The organism is Ureibacillus sp. FSL K6-0165 (genome assembly GCF_038004285.1).
Classification (GTDB): Bacteria; Bacillota; Bacilli; order Bacillales_A; family Planococcaceae; genus Ureibacillus; species Ureibacillus thermosphaericus.
Genome location: NZ_JBBOQS010000001.1, coordinates 1,309,090 through 1,324,236, shown reverse-complemented (window position 1 = coordinate 1,324,236; position 15,147 = coordinate 1,309,090). Strand labels below are relative to the sequence as shown.

The window sequence follows — 15,147 nt, the reverse complement described above, 5'->3', positions numbered from 1 at the left end:
TCCCCCTTATCGCTTCAACTGCGGATTTAAAATCAGATAAATTATATCCACTGTTAAATTAATCAACACATATCCAACTCCAATAAAAATCGTAAAGCCCATAATTGCAGGAAAATCTAAATATTGTATAGACTCCACAACAAATTTCCCCATGCCTGGCCACCCAAAGATTGTTTCCGTTACAATAGCTCCGCCTAGCAAAGATCCAAAGGCTACACCAATTACTGTCACTGTAGGAATTAATGCATTTCGCAACGCATAGGAAACAATTAACAATCTGCCTTGAATTCCATTTGCAATAGCTGTTCTTATATATTCTTGTTTCATTACTTCCAACATACTCGCACGTACTTGTCTTGTAATTACAGCCAATTGTGCAAAAGATAATACGATGGCCGGCAACAATAAATGTTTGATGCTACTTTTTAGCGCAATAGTGTCTAGAGTTAGAATGCTGTCGATAATGTAAAATCCTGTAATATGTGTTGGTGGATTTACATCTGTTCCAATTCTGCCGTTTGAAGGCAGCCATCCTAACATTCCATAAAAAATTAAAATGGCAACTAATCCGCTAAAAAACACTGGTATGGATACCCCACTAATGGAAAATACGCGGCTTATATGATCCCAAAAAGTATTTTTCTTAAGAGCAGCTAACACTCCAAGAGGAATCCCTATTAATATTGCAATGAAAAATGCTGCAATTGCCAATTCCAAAGTAGCAGGGAAAAATTGAAGTAAATCATTTAAAACAGGGCGTTGTGTTCGAATAGATGTACCTAAATCTCCTTTTAATAAATCACCCATATAATTGAAATATTGGATCCAGACTGGCTGGTCTAGACCCAATTGTTTACGAATGGATTGCAATGTTTCTTCACTTGCTCTTTGTCCAGCAATCATACTAGCAGGATCACCTGGAATGACACGGGACATAAAGAATGTCACCAATGTCACTCCAAAAATAACAAAAACTAATAATCCAAGCCTTTTCACAATTATCTTGAGCATGTATGCCACCCCATTTTATTTAGACATCTCATGCAAATTGTACTGTCCTTCTAGCATAGGGTTGTAAACAAATCCTTTTACTCGTTTGTTCATCGGTAAAATAAAGTCTTTTTGATAAAGTAAAATATAAGGTGCATCTTCTAACACAATATCCTGAACTTGTTTATAAAGATTATGGCGAACTTCTTGATCATTTTTCGCCACAGCTTCTCTTAATAACTGATCTACTTCAGGATTTGCATAGAATGCACGATTTCCTGCTAAACCATGGTTTTCTGAATCAAACCAATAGTTCATGAACATATATGGATCACCAAAGTCTGGACTCCATACGCCAAGCATCAAATCAAATTCACCTTTATCCATCATTTCACGAGAAGTAGCATAAGCAACTTTATTTAGATTTACTTTCACACCAATTTCCGCTAAATTTGCTTGAATTGTAATCGCTTCTGACTCCCACCATGACTTATTATCAGAATATAGTAATGTCAACTCGAGATTTTCCACTCCTGCTTCTTGCAATAATTGTTTAGCCTTTTCCACATCATGGTTATATTGTTTCACCGATTTGTCATGTCCCCAAAGCCCTTCTGGAATTGGTCCGTGCATTTGAGTCGCAAATCCAAGTTGCACTCCGCTAATTAAACTTTCGTAATCAATTGCATAGTTTAGTGCTTGTCTTACTCGTTTATCTTGTAGCGCAGGATGTCCATTTTTCGTATTGATATATACATAGTCAACTAGTAAACTAGGCTCTTGCAAAATCGTTACATGTTCAACATTTTCTAGCGTATGAATTTGATCTACTGGGATTCCTTCTGCAATATCGATTTCGCCTTTCTCTAACTGCATTCGTTGAACAGATGGATCGTTAATAATTCTGAATAAAACCTTTTTAAAATGAGGTTGAATTTTTGAATGTTCGTTTACCTCTAATGTAATGGACTCTCCTTTTTTCCATTCCGTTAATTTATATGGACCACTACCCATCGTTGCACTAGCTAGATAGTTTTGCCCTAAATCTCCATTTTGGTCATGTTCCATAACTTTCGGGTTTACAATATTTCCGTAGTTAGCTGCAAGAGTTGATAAAAACGGTGGGAATGGTTCAGATAATATAAATTTCACAGTCAATGGATCTTCTACAACAATTTCAGAAACCATACTAAATACACTTGCTGGTCCTTGGTTGATTTTCAATGTTCTCTCAAAGCTAGCTTTCACCGCTTCCGCATCCACTGGTGTCCCATCAGAAAATTTATGACCGTCTTCTAAATAAAAAGTCCAAGTTTTTCCATCTTCACTTACTTCCCATTCTTTTGCAAGTCCAGGTTTAATATTCGTTGTTGCCCCGTCATAATCTACTAATCTTTGATAAACATTATAGACAACTTTCCAAGTTGTATTATCCATCGTGATGGCAGGATCTAAAGATGTAACATCTGCTGGTATTGCAACAACTAGTTGGTCTGAACTAGACTGCGTTCCTTCATTAGTCGCTGTATCTTCTTTCGTTGGTGCATTAGCATTTTCTTGACAAGCTGCAAGTAAGAAGACTAATGCAAACATTAAGAAATTAAACCAATTTTTTCTCATAACATTCCTCCCTAATAAATGTTTCATTCAATTTCTCCGATTTCAGACTTTGGTTTGTATGTTGAGTCCGCTTATGCTGATTAGAAGAAATTTAATAGAGTTTGCTATAATAACTAATCAATTTGTAATAAATATTTAACCTTCGTAATAGAATAGCTTTATCATGATATATGCACTGTAGAACTATTTTATGTTTAATGAGAACTATTCTTTTTCTATCAAATGTAATGAATTGAGAGGGAAAAAATCTTAATAGGAAATATAAATAGATAGAATGTAAAACAATCTTCGAATATATTTAATAGAGTTTTAATTTTTAGGGTGTGTATAAATTGATTAAAGCAATTGTACTTTTTGTATTTGCAGGGTTAGCAGAAATTGGGGGAGGCTATTAATTTGGCAGTGGTTAAGAGAAGATCGTTCCGCTCTATTAGGTTTAATTGGTGGAATTGTCCTATTCCTATATGGAGTCATCGCCACATTCCAATCCTTCCCAAACTTCGGCAAAGTCTACGCAGCTTATGGAGGAGTATTTATTTTTCTTTCAGTGCTTTGGGGATGGAGCATCGATAAGAAAACCCCAGATATTTATGATTGGATTGGAACGGCAATATGCTTAGCTGGTGTTGCGGTCATGTTATTTGCACCGAGAGAATAATGTCTTAATATTTATGTATTTGAACATGAAATTACTTTAGCATTGGTGAAGGGCAACTAGATATTATAGAATAATATAAATTACTTTTACCATTTTATTTTAGGAGGCCGTCATGGAAAACGAATATGTGGTTGGTTGGGGCACATTGGCATTAATAAACGCAGGGCTTGCACAAGGAAAAAATCGCTCTGGATTGAACTGGTTTTTGCTTTCCTTATTATTAGGTCCTGTAGCAACATTGATTTTATTATTTGTTGAAAAGCGTTAAATTTATTGTTTCTTCAAAAGAGGGCGTCATTCGATTTAACATAATTAGAATGAACGCCCAATTATTTTTTATATAGATGTAGAAGCCCCTTACTCCATCAAAAAAGACTGCTTAAATAGCATGGCGCTTAAGCAGTCTTTACGATCAAACTATGATTCCCAAACCTAAAACTAGAAGTACGTAATGTTTTTTTAAACCCCTCTTTTATTTCCCCAAACGAGGGTATGGAGTTGAGGCAGTACTTTCACGTTTTGTAATTCCTCATCTGCCATTACTTTGTTAATGAGACTTTCATATTTTTTCAGTAAGTGGCTAACGAGTTTCGTTTGATCTTTTGTAGTTGTGTCATCATTGCCAACCTGTAAGAAAAATGGAATAGTCGGATATCTTAAATGTACTTTTTTTGCATATTCATAATCTTCCTCATCAAACACAACGACTTTCAATGAAATGTGCTGGTTGCCGTTTCGGGCATTTAGCTTATCTATGATTTCAGTAAGTACAGTAAAATCTGTTTTCATCCCAGAACTTGGCGGTTTTGGGGAAATCGTTAATTCATCGATTTCATACAGCCAATCTTGCCATCTGCTCCCTTGCGTTTCAACGCCAATTCTTATATCATTTTCCTTTAAAATCCGAACTAATGCCTCTAGATGACGAATCAATACAGGATTCCCACCGGAAATGGTAACAAAAGAAAATCCATTTCCTCCTAACCTCTTTAACTCAGTCCAAATCTCTTCCGCCGTCATTTGCTTAATCAAACTTTTGCCGCTGCCGTCCCAAGTAAAGGCAGAATCACACCAGGAACAGGAATAGTCACAACCTGCCGTGCGGACAAACATCGTCTTTTGCCCTATGACCATCCCTTCCCCTTGGATGGTCGGTCCAAAAATCTCGATGACGGCGATTTTACTCATCTTCCATCCACTCCCGTCTAGCTTCTGCATAACTTGTAGGAGTCTCATAGAGTCGAATAAATTCTACCCGCGCATCATCAAAACCTTTCTCCTGCAACGCTTCCGCCAATTTTTCATAAATCCAAACGACCATATTCTCAGCCGTTGTGTTCATCGGGGGCAACGTTTCATTTAAATAGCGATGATCCAAATAGATTTCAATTTTTTCTTTCCATATTTCTTTAAGATCGCCAAAATCAATCACCAATCCCCGATTGTCCGGATAGCCGCTGACGCCCAGTACCACTTTGTACGTATGGCCATGTAGATTTTTACATTTCCCATCATATGCATGTAAATGATGAGCAGCGTCAAAAGTAAACTCCTTGCTGACGAGCACACGCTTCGAGTGATATCTCAATTGGACTCTTTGAATATCTTCATCTAGTTTTTGAAGCTTATCAACAATTCTAAAATCTAACATGTGAAGCACCCTTTCTAGAACGCAAATACTCATCAAGACCTCTTTTTCTCAACTTACATGCTGGACATTCTCCACAGCCATCTGCAATGATTCCGTTATAGCAAGTCAATGTATTGTTTCGTACAAAATCAAGCACACCTAATTTGTCTGCCAGTTCCCATGTTTGTGCTTTCGTTAACCACATGAGCGGCGTATGAATGACAAACGTATCATCCATCGCTAAATTCATTGTTACATTCAACGATTTGATAAAAACATCACGGCAATCAGGATAGCCACTAAAATCCGTTTCACATACGCCTGTTACGATATGCTTTGCTCCTACTTGGCTAGCTAACACCCCTGCAAAGGAAAGGAATAGCAAATTGCGCCCCGGCACAAAGGTAGAAGGAAGCTCGCCATCTTTCCCTTCCTCAACTTCGATATCATCCCGTGTTAGTGCGTTTGGAGCTAGCTGATTTAAAAGGGACATATCAAGAATGTGATGCTTTACCCCTACTTCCTTTGCGATTTCCTTTGCACATTCAATTTCCAATCGATGTCTTTGACCATAATCAAACGTCACAGCTTCCACTTCTTTAAACTGTTCTTTTGCCCAAAACAAACATGTCGTGCTGTCTTGTCCACCACTAAATACGACGATTGCTTTTTCTTCTTTTAATATCATCATTAAAGACACTCCTTCATAAAGAAAAAAACAGCATCCTAAGAAGGAAATGCTGTTTCTTCTTAGTTTTTTATAGAGGGTAGCTAAGAACCTCTGTTATTCAATTTATCGATTATCCACTTTTTCTGGATATAAATCATGATTCATTAAACGGTAATTTGCCATTTCTTCATATTTCGTTCCAGGTCTTCCGTAGTTGCACCATGGATCGATTGAAATTCCCCCGCGCGGAGTAAATTTCCCCCACACTTCAATATATCTTGGATCTAATAATTCAATTAAATCATTCATAATGATATTTACGCAGTCTTCATGAAAATCTCCATGATTTCGAAAACTGAATAAATATAATTTCAGCGATTTGCTTTCCACCAATTTTTTATCCGGAATATAAGAAATATAAATCGTTGCAAAATCCGGCTGCTGTGTAAGCGGACAAAGACTAGTAAATTCAGGACAATTGAATTTTACAAAATAATCCCGATTGACATGTAAATTATCCACTGCTTCCAATACTTCTGGCGCATATTTTGTTGGATATGACGTCTTTTGATTACCGAGCAGCGTCAAATCCTTTAAACCATCTTCTAATTTGCGACTAGACATAAAAAAACCTCCTTGCAAAATGTTTCCCAACATTTTCAAGAGAGGTAAACCCAATTCATTCTATTAAAACTGATGAAATATTATTGTTTCATAGTTTTTTATAGAGGGTTATGCTATGAACCTCTCCCGTTCTAGTCGGGTATTCAACTTTACTTAGTAATATTATAGAATATAGTGAAAAAGGTCAAATTTTTTTAGAAAGTTTATTAAAAAAGCAATGAGATAATCAATGGATTGCCATTTCAAATCTCAATTATCCCACCACTGATTCGCTTAAAGCCGCGCAATTTCCCTAGCTCCTCCACAAAACGGAGGCATGCAAGATCTTTCGCTTTTGCTTCAATCATAATATCTGCAGATTTTCCGAAATCCTTTAAGGCTTTAATTAATGGAAAAGCAAAATCCATATCAACATAATCCGCATGTGCCCGTAACATTTTTTCAGATTTTGGTGATGATAAATGAAATTTCGGAACTTTCCCTGTATGTTCCCAAGTCGCAAAAATCCTTGGCAACAACTCTTCTAATTCACAGTCTCCTTTATTTACTATATAGTGATGGTAATCAAATACAAAAGGTACTTTTAATTTTTCACAAATGGCTAATGTCTCTTCTGCTGTATAGGTTTTATCATCATTTTCCAAAGTCGTTTGCATGCGAATTGTTGAATCTAATTTTTGGAAGTTTTGATAAAATCGGGAAATAGATGCATCTTTATCCCCGTAAGCTCCTCCTACATGGATATTTAACATTGCCTCTTTTTCTAGCCCCATTGCTTGCAACATTTTAAAATGATAGGTCATATCCACAATGGCATTGTTTGTCACATGAGCTTGTTTACTTGTGAATAAAGTAAACTGTCCTGGGTGAAAGCTGACCCGCATTCCATAATTTCGAACCATTTCTCCGATTTCTTTAAAAAGATGTTCAAACGGGGAGATAAACTCCCAATCCACTTCCGGATGTGCAGCTAATGGAATGAGAGATGAAGACATTCGGTACACTAGTATTCCGTGGGCAATATTGTAATGGAGAATGCGAATTGTATTTTTTAAATTTCGCTCCGTGATGGTTAATAATTTCTCGGCTCTACTTGTTTCATCGAGTTTTTTCCAGTTGGTAAAAGTAATTGTATGTGAAGGAGACGCTTCCCACAATGGGAGTGCCATTGAAACATAACCAAATCGAAGTATCATCTGTACACCATCCTAAAAAAGAATGATGAGGATAGTGTTTGTCAATGGAGAACGATACATACATCATAAAGGAGGATTATGAAATCTGACAATAGTGATTACCCCACTATTTCTTTTCGTTTCTATAAATTCCATTCGAGATACTTCCAATCATTGACGAAATGAGATGAGGAAAGTTTGAAAAAATTATCCCATTCCATAATTTTATTTAAATCGTTGCAATAAATTCAATTTGAACAATTGATTTTGAATAATAACTAGAATTACTAATAATTCTCTAAAAAAATCTTGTATTGATTACCTATGAAATTTTTTAATAATACCATCTTCTCTTTTGTATCTATTACTTCAAATGGAATAAATACTTCATGCTTTTTTAATTTAAATGTTCTCATTTGCCCGATATCAAAATTTAAAATCTTTTGTATCTCCTTTTGAATGATTTTTCCTTTCGCAGATTCAGGATTTCCAGGATCAACATGCAAAATTAAACAACGATATCTTTTATCACCATTCAAAGTTGCAAATTTTTTAGAAGCACCTCTAATGGTAATTGGTTTATATCCTAATGATAAACTCTTATTAGCAATTGTACATTCGATAAAACCTAAGCTATTTAAGTATTTATGTAGTTCACCAAATACGAGTAATTCTTTCATTATTTTCCGCTCCATTAAATTTTTATTTTTTATGATAAATCAATTGAACAACTCCCGATGGAAACGTCTTTGCTTCTACAAGTTTTAGTGCTACTCTATGTTGAATATCAATAAACAATGGTTTCCCCGCTCCTAGAATAATTGGATGGACTGATAAACGATATTCGTCAACTAAATCATGATTAACAAATGTTGTAATGAGACTGGCTCCACCATATAACCAAATATCTTTCCCAGGTTTATTTTTTAATTTATTTACTTCTTCTACTACATTGCCGTTGATGTAAATAGCCTTCCCATCAGCACTTTGTTGTGTTCTAGAAAACACATATTTCTCTTTACTTTCGATTATTTCCCACATTTCTATTTCTTCTGCGCTTGCATTTTCTCCAGGTGAATATTGTCCCCACAATTCATAACTTTTTCTTCCGTAAAAAATCGTATCGATTTGATGGAGAAATTCCGTAAAGTTCATTTCTGGTTCCATAATGCACCAATCGATTTCCCCATTCTTCCCTTCTATAAAGCCATCCAACGTCACTGCTAAATCTAGTATAATCTTTCTTTGGTTTTGCATCGTTTTCCCTCTCTTCCTTAGATTTTCGATTGGAAAACTACTATATCATACGCTTGAACTTTATTGTCAAATATCTCCTTGATAGTGACAAAATCTTATGTTAGCATGATTGATTTTTCTAAGATTTGACGAATGATCCTCGTTGAAGTTTCATTTTCATCTAGACAAAACTTACAGTTGGACTAAAGAAGACAAAAGGCAAAAAGCGAATTGGAATCACTCCAATCCGCCTTAAATAAATTGCCATAATACCTCATTAAATCGATCCCGTTCTTCCCAAAACGTTCCATGGCCGCTATATTGGAAAGGAACGACCTTCGAATTTGATATGAGTTCATTGAGTTCTTGAGCTTGTGCAAAAGGGATTACTTTATCATGTATTCCATGAATGATTAACGTAGGCACATGAATTTTTGAAAGATCCGCATATAAATTTTCATCTCTTAAAGTATTAATGATTGCAATTGTCGACCAACTTGCTGCATCCAATCCCATTTTCATAAACCAATCAGAAAATTCTTTTGTAATATATTGGAAGAAAAATCCGTCGATTACTTTTTGCATCATTTTCGGTCGATCATTATATGCTAGTTGAAGAAAACTTTGTGCAGTCTCTTGTGTAAAGCCGATTGGAGCTGCACTCGCAACAAGAATTAATTTCGATACACCAAAACCATGATGACGAGACATATAACGTATTGCAATAGCTCCGCCAGTAGAATGGCCTACTAATGCAAAATTGTTTAATTTTAGAGCATCCACAACTGCACGAACATCATCAGCTAACCTGTTGTAACAATATCCTTCAAAAGGTCTATCCGATTTTCCGAAACCTCTCCAATCAATACCGATACAACGATATCCTAACATCGGCAAGACGTTATACTGATATTCAAACTGATTATGATTTAAAGGCCAACCGTGTAAAAACACAATGGTTTTCTTTCCATGAGGATTAATATCTTCCACATATAATTTTACACCCGAATCAACAGTAACAAAATAGCCCATGCATACCCTCCCGTAATTCAGTCTCGGAATAGGATATTCAGGGCTGAAAATATAGGTGAATCTCTTAGAAAGTAAAGAAACAATTTTATTTTATGCTCGCAAAATTTTTTCCATCGCTTTTCCTTTTGCCAATTCATCGATAAGTTTATCCAAATAACGAATTTCCTGCATCAAAGGTTCTTCAATCTCTTCTACCCGCACTCCACAAATAACACCTTTGATGAGTTTACGATTAGCATTTAACTGAGGAGCTTCATTAAAGAATGTTTCAAAATCTGACTCTTTTTCTATTTGCGCCTCTAATTCTTCTTGGCTATATCCAGTTAACCAACGAATAATTTCATCTACTTCTTCTTTTGTACGACCTTTTTTCTCTGCTTTCTGAATATAAAGAGGATATACACTTGAAAATTTCATCTTATAAATCCGATTGTTTTTCATCACATGCTACTCCTTTTCTTCAGGCGAAATATTTTTTTCATTATATCGAAGTTCGAAATGAATAAACAGCCGCAACTTCCATACAGTTAGTTCCAACAAATTATTCCAATCAAATACCCTAAAACTGCTAAACCAATTCCTCCACCGTAAGTGATTATTATGTACAAAAGAAAATGCTTTTTATTCTTTAAATAAAATTGAATGAGTTCTAATTTCAATGTTGAAAAGGTTGTAAATGCCCCAAGAAATCCTGTCCCTAAAAGTAAGAGCAAGGTTTCATTTGCTTTTGCACCCGTGATGATGCCTAATAGAAACGCTCCTAATAAATTTACAGTCATTGTTCCAAAGGGCAGTGACTCTTGTTTATTTAAAACTTTAGCAATGGCAAATCGAGAGATAGCGCCTAGAAAACCCCCAATTCCCACGTATACGAAATGCATCAACAAGTCGAATCAACCTCCTTACTGCCTTTAAAACCTAATCGGCTCATAACCAATCCACCGATAATACTTACTAAAACATAAAGCACTCCTAACAAATAATGCTGATTCTCAAACAACTCAATCGTTTCGACGCTCAATGTAGAAAAAGTTGTAAATGAACCGACATACCCTGTACTAATTGCAGTTGCTATGATTGGCGATACAGAAATTCTGTTGAATAATGATGTAGTCAACCAAGCTAATAAATAACTTCCAACTAAGTTGACGATAAGTGTAGCCCAAGGAAACACGCTATTAGTCATGAAGGTGATTCCGATGAAATATCTAGAAATGGCACCTAGTGCACCTGCAATGCCGACATACATATAAACCATTTGATTTTCCTCCTTTCCATAAAAAAACTCCTGCTCGTGATAGGGAAATTCCATATCACCAGCAGGAGTCATCAGCCAACTTCGGCGGTTAAAGGTGAACTCCATCACCTATTGTACTTATTTGGTAATTAACTTATAACATGATATCATACATTTTTCAATTATTTTGTACGATAGGCGTTTACCTTCTTTGCTCGTGCATATAGCTACTCAGCTTGTACAGTGCAGTTACCTTCTTAACTCGCGCACATAGTCGTGCATATACTCTCAGCTCGTGCACATAATCCACTCCCTTGTGCGTTTAATCCTTTAACTAGTGTGGATAATTTCTCAACTCATGTGAATAGTTTCATTACTCGTGCATAAAAACTTCCTTCTTGTGCGGATAACTACAATTCTTGTGTAGATAATACATCCTTTTGTTCAGATACGTTCCCAACTTGTGTGGATGATTATTTAGCTTGTGCATATAGCTTCCTGACTTGTGCACATCCCCTTATACTTGTGCATTTCACTTCGTAACTCGTGTATAAAAATTCTAGTGTAACTAGGTTGTGTAAATTATGTTCCCTATCCAACCTCCACTAGATTAAGAGAATTTTTCTATTTAAAATTCATCCTAAATTTGTAATTTCTCAAAATTGGGAATAAAATCAATTTTATAGCATTAATTATTCATCGAGTTCTTAAATAAAAAAGGAGTGCAAGAAATGAAAGCTCAAGTCATTCAAACTTTTGGTAATCCATCCGTCTTTCAAATTCAAGATCTTCCCACACCTGAAGTCATTCCTGGCCATGTGCTCATCCAAGTAAAAGCAACGAGTGTCAATCCCATTGATACAAAAGTTCGCTCTGGTTTCGTTCCCGCTGTTGCTCCTGAATTTCCAGCTGTATTACATGGAGATGTAGCTGGAGTCGTTTGTGCAGTTGGTGAAGGGGTCTCAAAATTTCAAGTAGGAGATGAAGTTTACGGCTGTGCCGGTGGATTTAAAGGAACTACAGGGGGAGCGTTGGCAGAGTACATGCTGGCCGATGCTGATTTACTTGCCCATAAACCAAAAAATTTATCAATGGAAGAAGCTGCTGCTATACCGCTTGTTGCCATCACCGCTTGGGAAGCATTGTTCAATCGAGGAAAGCTGGCTCCTGGACAAAACATATTAATCCATGCAGCAACAGGCGGTGTGGGACATGTTGCCATCCAACTGGCAAAATGGGCTGGTGCGAAAGTCTACTCAACTGCCTCTTCAAAAGAAAAGCTTGAAATCGGCGCTCGTCTTGGGGCTGATGTAACAATCAACTATCTGGAAGAAAGCGTCCAAGATTATGTACAAAAATATACGAATGGTAAAGGTTTTGACATCGTATTTGACACAGTTGGAGGGGAGAACTTAGACCGCTCTTTTGAAGCAGCTGCTTTACACGGAACAGTTCTAGCAATTGCTGCTCGTTCTACCCATGACCTCTCCCCACTACATTCGAAAGGATTATCACTTCACGTAACGTTTATGTTATTAAAAATCTTAAACAAAGAATCACGAAAAGAATATGGTGAAATTTTAGAGAAGATTACAAATATCATTGAAGATGGAAAACTTCGTCCGCTTCTTGATCCAAACATTTTCACATTTGATGAAGTCTCCAAAGCCCATGAACACTTAGAATCCGGTAAAGCAATTGGAAAAATTGTTTTAGTAAATAAATGGTAAGATAAAAAACTCACAATCCTTTTATGAAAGGGTTGTGAGTTTTGGCTATTTATTTATGGTTTTCCTGTGCCATGGCTTCAGCTTTCGTTCTTTGAACCGTTCCATGTGGGTGATGTGGCGGTGCGTAAATCGAATAAAGCTTTAATGGGATATTTCCTGTATTTATTACATTATGCCATGTTCCAGCAGGTACCATAATGGCTGAATCTTCTTTGACTCTTCTTCGATAATTCAAATGATTTTTAGTTCTTCCCATCTCCACAATTCCTTCGCCCTGTTCAATTCGTAAAAATTGATCAGTATCTGGATGAATTTCTAAGCCAATATCTTCTCCAGGAAGTATGCTCATCAATGTTACTTGCAAATGTGGACCTGTCCATAAGGCTGTACGATACGCATTGTTATTCTTCGTTTCCTTTTCAATATCTACCGTAGCTGGTTCAGGACCCAAATCTTGACTAGGGAATTGAGAGTAACCATGAGGATTTGGAAATAAGGGTAGCATTCTCTGATAATCTACATTATTTCCGCTATAATGTGGATTTCTGTACGGCATATGGTAATTGCTTGAATCATAATAAGGATAGTGTTGTACATATTCTAAATTTCTATTCATATAATACGGAGATTCATAAAAATAATAAGGATATCCATAAGGGTTGTGATAATGGAAAAAATTCATTGCCCCATCCTTTCATTTTGTAATGAAAATACCTAATTTAAATAGTATGAGAACGTAGTTAAATGTCCTAGGCAATAAACCAACTATTACCGAGGTTTATAAAAAACCGATACAAGTATGGCTTATATAAGGGCTAATTAAAAAATTTGTTTTCACAATTACTTTTTTATCCATTTCTTTAATTGGTGGATACCCTTAATTTCAGTTAACTTGCTATTGCCAAAAAAGGTGGGCGTCTGAAAAGTCATTTTGAGATGCCCACTTTGCGGCTGTCGCACATGCTTTCGCCGCAGATAAATTGCGACGAGGAGGCGCGTTTGATGTGACCACCGCAGGAGCAAAGTTTTTAAGAGAATATTACTATAAGAAGTAAGGCTGTTCAGAAAGTGTTCGACTTTCTGATCAGCCCCTTTCTTTTAAATTGGTTATACTATTGTTCGCACTTACCTTTCACACGAATCCTATTGATTGTTACAGTTTTCAAAACAGTGAAAAATTCTTTGGCAGCTTGACCCTGCTCACGAAAACCTGTACTTGAATTTTTCATGCCGCCAAACGGTGCTTGCGGCTCAGCGCCACCTGTTTCATCATTAATTTGCACAAGGCCAACTTCGCTGCGTTCAATAAAATCAAAAGCCTTATGAATGTTCGTCGTATAGATGGAAGCACTTAATCCAAACTCCGAATCATTTGATAAGCGAATTGCTTCTTCATAATCTGCCACTTTAAATATGGCTAAAACTGGACCGAATATTTCTTCTCTTGCCAAATCCATATCATGCGTAACTTCAGTAAACAATGTCGGTTCTACAAAATATCCATGGGATAACTCTGCGACAGGTTTTCCACCGAAAATGCATTTCGCTCCCTGTGCTTTTGCACGTGCAATATGTTCAATAACGCTTTCGAATTGCTGTTTTGAGGCAAGAGGCCCCATTGTTTCTCCTACTTTAATTTTCTTTGCATTTTCGATTAATTTTTCCACTACCGTATCATACACAGATGCTTCAATATACACCCTGCTTGTAGCGGTACAACGTTGCCCTGTTTGCTTCATTGCACCTTCAATCGTCAGACGGGCTGCCAAATCTAAATCCGCATCCGCAAGAATGATTGCCGCATTTTTTCCGCCAAGCTCCAATTGAATTTTTTTATTCATTGGACCAGCTGTATTTAAAATCTGTTGGCCAACTGCGTTTGAACCAGTAAACGAAATAGCTTTGACTTTAGGAGACTTTATAATTACTGCCCCAAGTTTCGATCCGCGTCCCTGTACAATATTCAATACATTTTTCGGCAAACCCGCTTTTTCAAACAAATCGGCGATATACTGGCTTGTCAGCGATACTTCGATTGATGGCTTCCACACAACCGTATTGCCATACACAAGTGCCGGAGCTATTTTCCAAAGCGGAATCGCAATCGGGAAATTCCAAGGAGTAATAACTCCTACAACTCCTAAAGGAACGCGCTTCGTATAAAGCATTTTATCTTCAGAAGCAGATGGTAATACCTCACCAGCAGCACGCATACCTTCCTGTGAGAAATAACGTAAAATCGAAGCCCCCCGTTTAACTTCACCCATCATTTCCGGAACCGTTTTTCCCATCTCTTTCGAAGCAAGCTCAGCTAATGGCTCCAGATGTTCGATTAATAAATTGGCCATAGAATTTAAAATTTCCCCACGTGATACAGATGACAATTTGCTCCACTGTTGGAATGCCTGCTCACTTGCTCTAATTTTCACTTCCGTTTCTTCAATTGTGTGTAACTCGATTTTTCCAATACATTCCGATGTATTCGCAGGGTTAAACTGTTCACGAATTTCTCTTACGCCCATTACCATTTCAATTCCCCTCCTAC

The 15,147-nt window shown here is 36.6% G+C and carries 17 protein-coding genes, 1 pseudogene and 3 riboswitches; of the genes and pseudogenes, 3 read left to right on the top strand and 15 right to left on the bottom strand.

Annotated elements, in window-relative coordinates:
* Positions 1-6 precede the first annotated feature (6 nt).
* Together NST00_RS06585 and NST00_RS06580 are read right to left on the bottom strand one after the other, a co-directional pair.
* Entirely contained in the window at positions 7-1,011 is a 1,005-nt protein-coding gene (locus NST00_RS06585; protein ID WP_339288001.1) for an ABC transporter permease, read from the bottom strand.
* Positions 1,012-1,026: 15 nt separating this feature from the next.
* Positions 1,027-2,610 carry an ABC transporter substrate-binding protein gene (locus tag NST00_RS06580; protein ID WP_339288000.1) on the bottom strand — a complete coding sequence of 528 codons (1,584 nt, stop codon included), beginning with the start codon at positions 2,608-2,610 and terminating at the stop codon, positions 1,027-1,029.
* 332 nt (positions 2,611-2,942) lie between these two features.
* Here NST00_RS06580 and NST00_RS06575 point away from each other — a divergent pair.
* Positions 2,943-3,268 (top strand): annotated as a pseudogene (locus tag NST00_RS06575) (YnfA family protein).
* A gap of 112 nt (positions 3,269-3,380) precedes the next feature.
* On the top strand, positions 3,381-3,536 hold the full coding sequence (locus NST00_RS06570; RefSeq protein WP_339287999.1) for a hypothetical protein: 156 nt from the start codon (positions 3,381-3,383) through the stop codon (positions 3,534-3,536).
* Positions 3,537-3,727: 191 nt separating this feature from the next.
* Here NST00_RS06570 and queE read toward each other — a convergent pair whose 3' ends face one another.
* The 11 genes from queE to NST00_RS06515 all read right to left on the bottom strand — a co-directional run bounded on the left by queE (position 3,728) and on the right by NST00_RS06515 (position 10,893).
* Positions 3,728-4,456, bottom strand: a complete 729-nt coding sequence (gene queE / locus NST00_RS06565) for a 7-carboxy-7-deazaguanine synthase QueE (protein ID WP_168412826.1) — start codon at positions 4,454-4,456, stop codon at positions 3,728-3,730.
* On the bottom strand, positions 4,449-4,919 hold the full coding sequence (gene queD / locus NST00_RS06560) for a 6-carboxytetrahydropterin synthase QueD (protein WP_340709767.1): 471 nt from the start codon (positions 4,917-4,919) through the stop codon (positions 4,449-4,451). Before queD ends, queE begins: the two co-directional genes overlap by 8 nt.
* Complete coding sequence (gene queC, locus NST00_RS06555) at positions 4,906-5,586, bottom strand: 7-cyano-7-deazaguanine synthase QueC (protein ID WP_168412824.1); 681 nt, start codon at positions 5,584-5,586, stop codon at positions 4,906-4,908. Before queC ends, queD begins: the two co-directional genes overlap by 14 nt.
* Positions 5,587-5,642: 56 nt before the next feature.
* Positions 5,643-5,686: riboswitch (PreQ1 riboswitch) on the bottom strand.
* Positions 5,687-5,691: 5 nt separating this feature from the next.
* Positions 5,692-6,192 (bottom strand): preQ(1) synthase, encoded by a 501-nt coding sequence (gene queF, locus NST00_RS06550; protein WP_016839074.1) that lies wholly within the window; start codon positions 6,190-6,192, stop codon positions 5,692-5,694.
* 84 nt (positions 6,193-6,276) lie between these two features.
* Positions 6,277-6,322: riboswitch (PreQ1 riboswitch) on the bottom strand.
* A 112-nt stretch (positions 6,323-6,434) separates the two neighbouring features.
* The gene (gene uvsE / locus NST00_RS06545; RefSeq protein ID WP_168412823.1) at positions 6,435-7,388 is read right to left on the bottom strand and encodes a UV DNA damage repair endonuclease UvsE; all 954 of its coding nucleotides are present in this window, start codon (positions 7,386-7,388) and stop codon (positions 6,435-6,437) included.
* A gap of 266 nt (positions 7,389-7,654) precedes the next feature.
* Positions 7,655-8,047: a hypothetical protein gene (locus NST00_RS06540; RefSeq protein ID WP_340709766.1), complete on the bottom strand. Its 393-nt coding sequence runs from the start codon at positions 8,045-8,047 to the stop codon at positions 7,655-7,657.
* A 22-nt stretch (positions 8,048-8,069) separates the two neighbouring features.
* Complete coding sequence (locus tag NST00_RS06535; RefSeq protein WP_340709765.1) at positions 8,070-8,624, bottom strand: dihydrofolate reductase family protein; 555 nt, start codon at positions 8,622-8,624, stop codon at positions 8,070-8,072.
* A gap of 231 nt (positions 8,625-8,855) precedes the next feature.
* A complete protein-coding gene (locus tag NST00_RS06530) occupies positions 8,856-9,635 on the bottom strand; it encodes an alpha/beta fold hydrolase (RefSeq protein ID WP_340709764.1) in 780 nt (259 codons plus the stop codon).
* A 90-nt stretch (positions 9,636-9,725) separates the two neighbouring features.
* The gene (locus NST00_RS06525) at positions 9,726-10,076 is read right to left on the bottom strand and encodes a DUF2200 domain-containing protein (protein WP_016839079.1); all 351 of its coding nucleotides are present in this window, start codon (positions 10,074-10,076) and stop codon (positions 9,726-9,728) included.
* An 86-nt stretch (positions 10,077-10,162) separates the two neighbouring features.
* Positions 10,163-10,516, bottom strand: coding sequence for a fluoride efflux transporter FluC (locus tag NST00_RS06520; RefSeq protein ID WP_026019122.1), 354 nt, complete (start codon positions 10,514-10,516; stop codon positions 10,163-10,165).
* The gene (locus tag NST00_RS06515; protein ID WP_016839081.1) at positions 10,516-10,893 is read right to left on the bottom strand and encodes a fluoride efflux transporter FluC; all 378 of its coding nucleotides are present in this window, start codon (positions 10,891-10,893) and stop codon (positions 10,516-10,518) included. The genes NST00_RS06520 and NST00_RS06515 overlap by 1 nt, the downstream gene beginning before the upstream one ends.
* 55 nt (positions 10,894-10,948) lie before the next feature.
* Positions 10,949-11,011, bottom strand: a riboswitch (Fluoride riboswitch).
* A gap of 592 nt (positions 11,012-11,603) precedes the next feature.
* Between NST00_RS06515 and NST00_RS06510 the strand changes: the two genes are divergently transcribed.
* Complete coding sequence (locus tag NST00_RS06510; RefSeq protein WP_096552125.1) at positions 11,604-12,602, top strand: zinc-dependent alcohol dehydrogenase family protein; 999 nt, start codon at positions 11,604-11,606, stop codon at positions 12,600-12,602.
* A gap of 49 nt (positions 12,603-12,651) precedes the next feature.
* Here NST00_RS06510 and NST00_RS06505 read toward each other — a convergent pair whose 3' ends face one another.
* Positions 12,652-13,284, bottom strand: coding sequence for a cupin domain-containing protein (locus tag NST00_RS06505; RefSeq protein ID WP_339287988.1), 633 nt, complete (start codon positions 13,282-13,284; stop codon positions 12,652-12,654).
* A 430-nt stretch (positions 13,285-13,714) separates the two neighbouring features.
* Positions 13,715-15,130, bottom strand: a complete 1,416-nt coding sequence (locus NST00_RS06500) for an aldehyde dehydrogenase family protein (protein ID WP_016839084.1) — start codon at positions 15,128-15,130, stop codon at positions 13,715-13,717.
* Positions 15,131-15,147: the final 17 nt, after the last annotated feature.

What these genes read in the sequence shown, in the direction of transcription:
- NST00_RS06585 (WP_339288001.1), bottom strand. Translation starts at nt 1,011, where the DNA reads ATGCTCAAGATAATTGTGAAAAGGCTTGGATTATTAGTTTTTGTTATT.
- NST00_RS06580 (WP_339288000.1), bottom strand. Translation starts at nt 2,610, where the DNA reads ATGAGAAAAAATTGGTTTAATTTCTTAATGTTTGCATTAGTCTTCTTA.
- NST00_RS06570 (WP_339287999.1), top strand. Translation starts at nt 3,381, where the DNA reads ATGGAAAACGAATATGTGGTTGGTTGGGGCACATTGGCATTAATAAAC.
- queE (WP_168412826.1), bottom strand. Translation starts at nt 4,456, where the DNA reads ATGAGTAAAATCGCCGTCATCGAGATTTTTGGACCGACCATCCAAGGG.
- queD (WP_340709767.1), bottom strand. Translation starts at nt 4,919, where the DNA reads ATGTTAGATTTTAGAATTGTTGATAAGCTTCAAAAACTAGATGAAGAT.
- queC (WP_168412824.1), bottom strand. Translation starts at nt 5,586, where the DNA reads ATGATATTAAAAGAAGAAAAAGCAATCGTCGTATTTAGTGGTGGACAA.
- queF (WP_016839074.1), bottom strand. Translation starts at nt 6,192, where the DNA reads ATGTCTAGTCGCAAATTAGAAGATGGTTTAAAGGATTTGACGCTGCTC.
- uvsE (WP_168412823.1), bottom strand. Translation starts at nt 7,388, where the DNA reads ATGATACTTCGATTTGGTTATGTTTCAATGGCACTCCCATTGTGGGAA.
- NST00_RS06540 (WP_340709766.1), bottom strand. Translation starts at nt 8,047, where the DNA reads ATGAAAGAATTACTCGTATTTGGTGAACTACATAAATACTTAAATAGC.
- NST00_RS06535 (WP_340709765.1), bottom strand. Translation starts at nt 8,624, where the DNA reads ATGCAAAACCAAAGAAAGATTATACTAGATTTAGCAGTGACGTTGGAT.
- NST00_RS06530 (WP_340709764.1), bottom strand. Translation starts at nt 9,635, where the DNA reads ATGGGCTATTTTGTTACTGTTGATTCGGGTGTAAAATTATATGTGGAA.
- NST00_RS06525 (WP_016839079.1), bottom strand. Translation starts at nt 10,076, where the DNA reads ATGAAAAACAATCGGATTTATAAGATGAAATTTTCAAGTGTATATCCT.
- NST00_RS06520 (WP_026019122.1), bottom strand. Translation starts at nt 10,516, where the DNA reads ATGCATTTCGTATACGTGGGAATTGGGGGTTTTCTAGGCGCTATCTCT.
- NST00_RS06515 (WP_016839081.1), bottom strand. Translation starts at nt 10,893, where the DNA reads ATGGTTTATATGTATGTCGGCATTGCAGGTGCACTAGGTGCCATTTCT.
- NST00_RS06510 (WP_096552125.1), top strand. Translation starts at nt 11,604, where the DNA reads ATGAAAGCTCAAGTCATTCAAACTTTTGGTAATCCATCCGTCTTTCAA.
- NST00_RS06505 (WP_339287988.1), bottom strand. Translation starts at nt 13,284, where the DNA reads ATGAATTTTTTCCATTATCACAACCCTTATGGATATCCTTATTATTTT.
- NST00_RS06500 (WP_016839084.1), bottom strand. Translation starts at nt 15,130, where the DNA reads ATGGTAATGGGCGTAAGAGAAATTCGTGAACAGTTTAACCCTGCGAAT.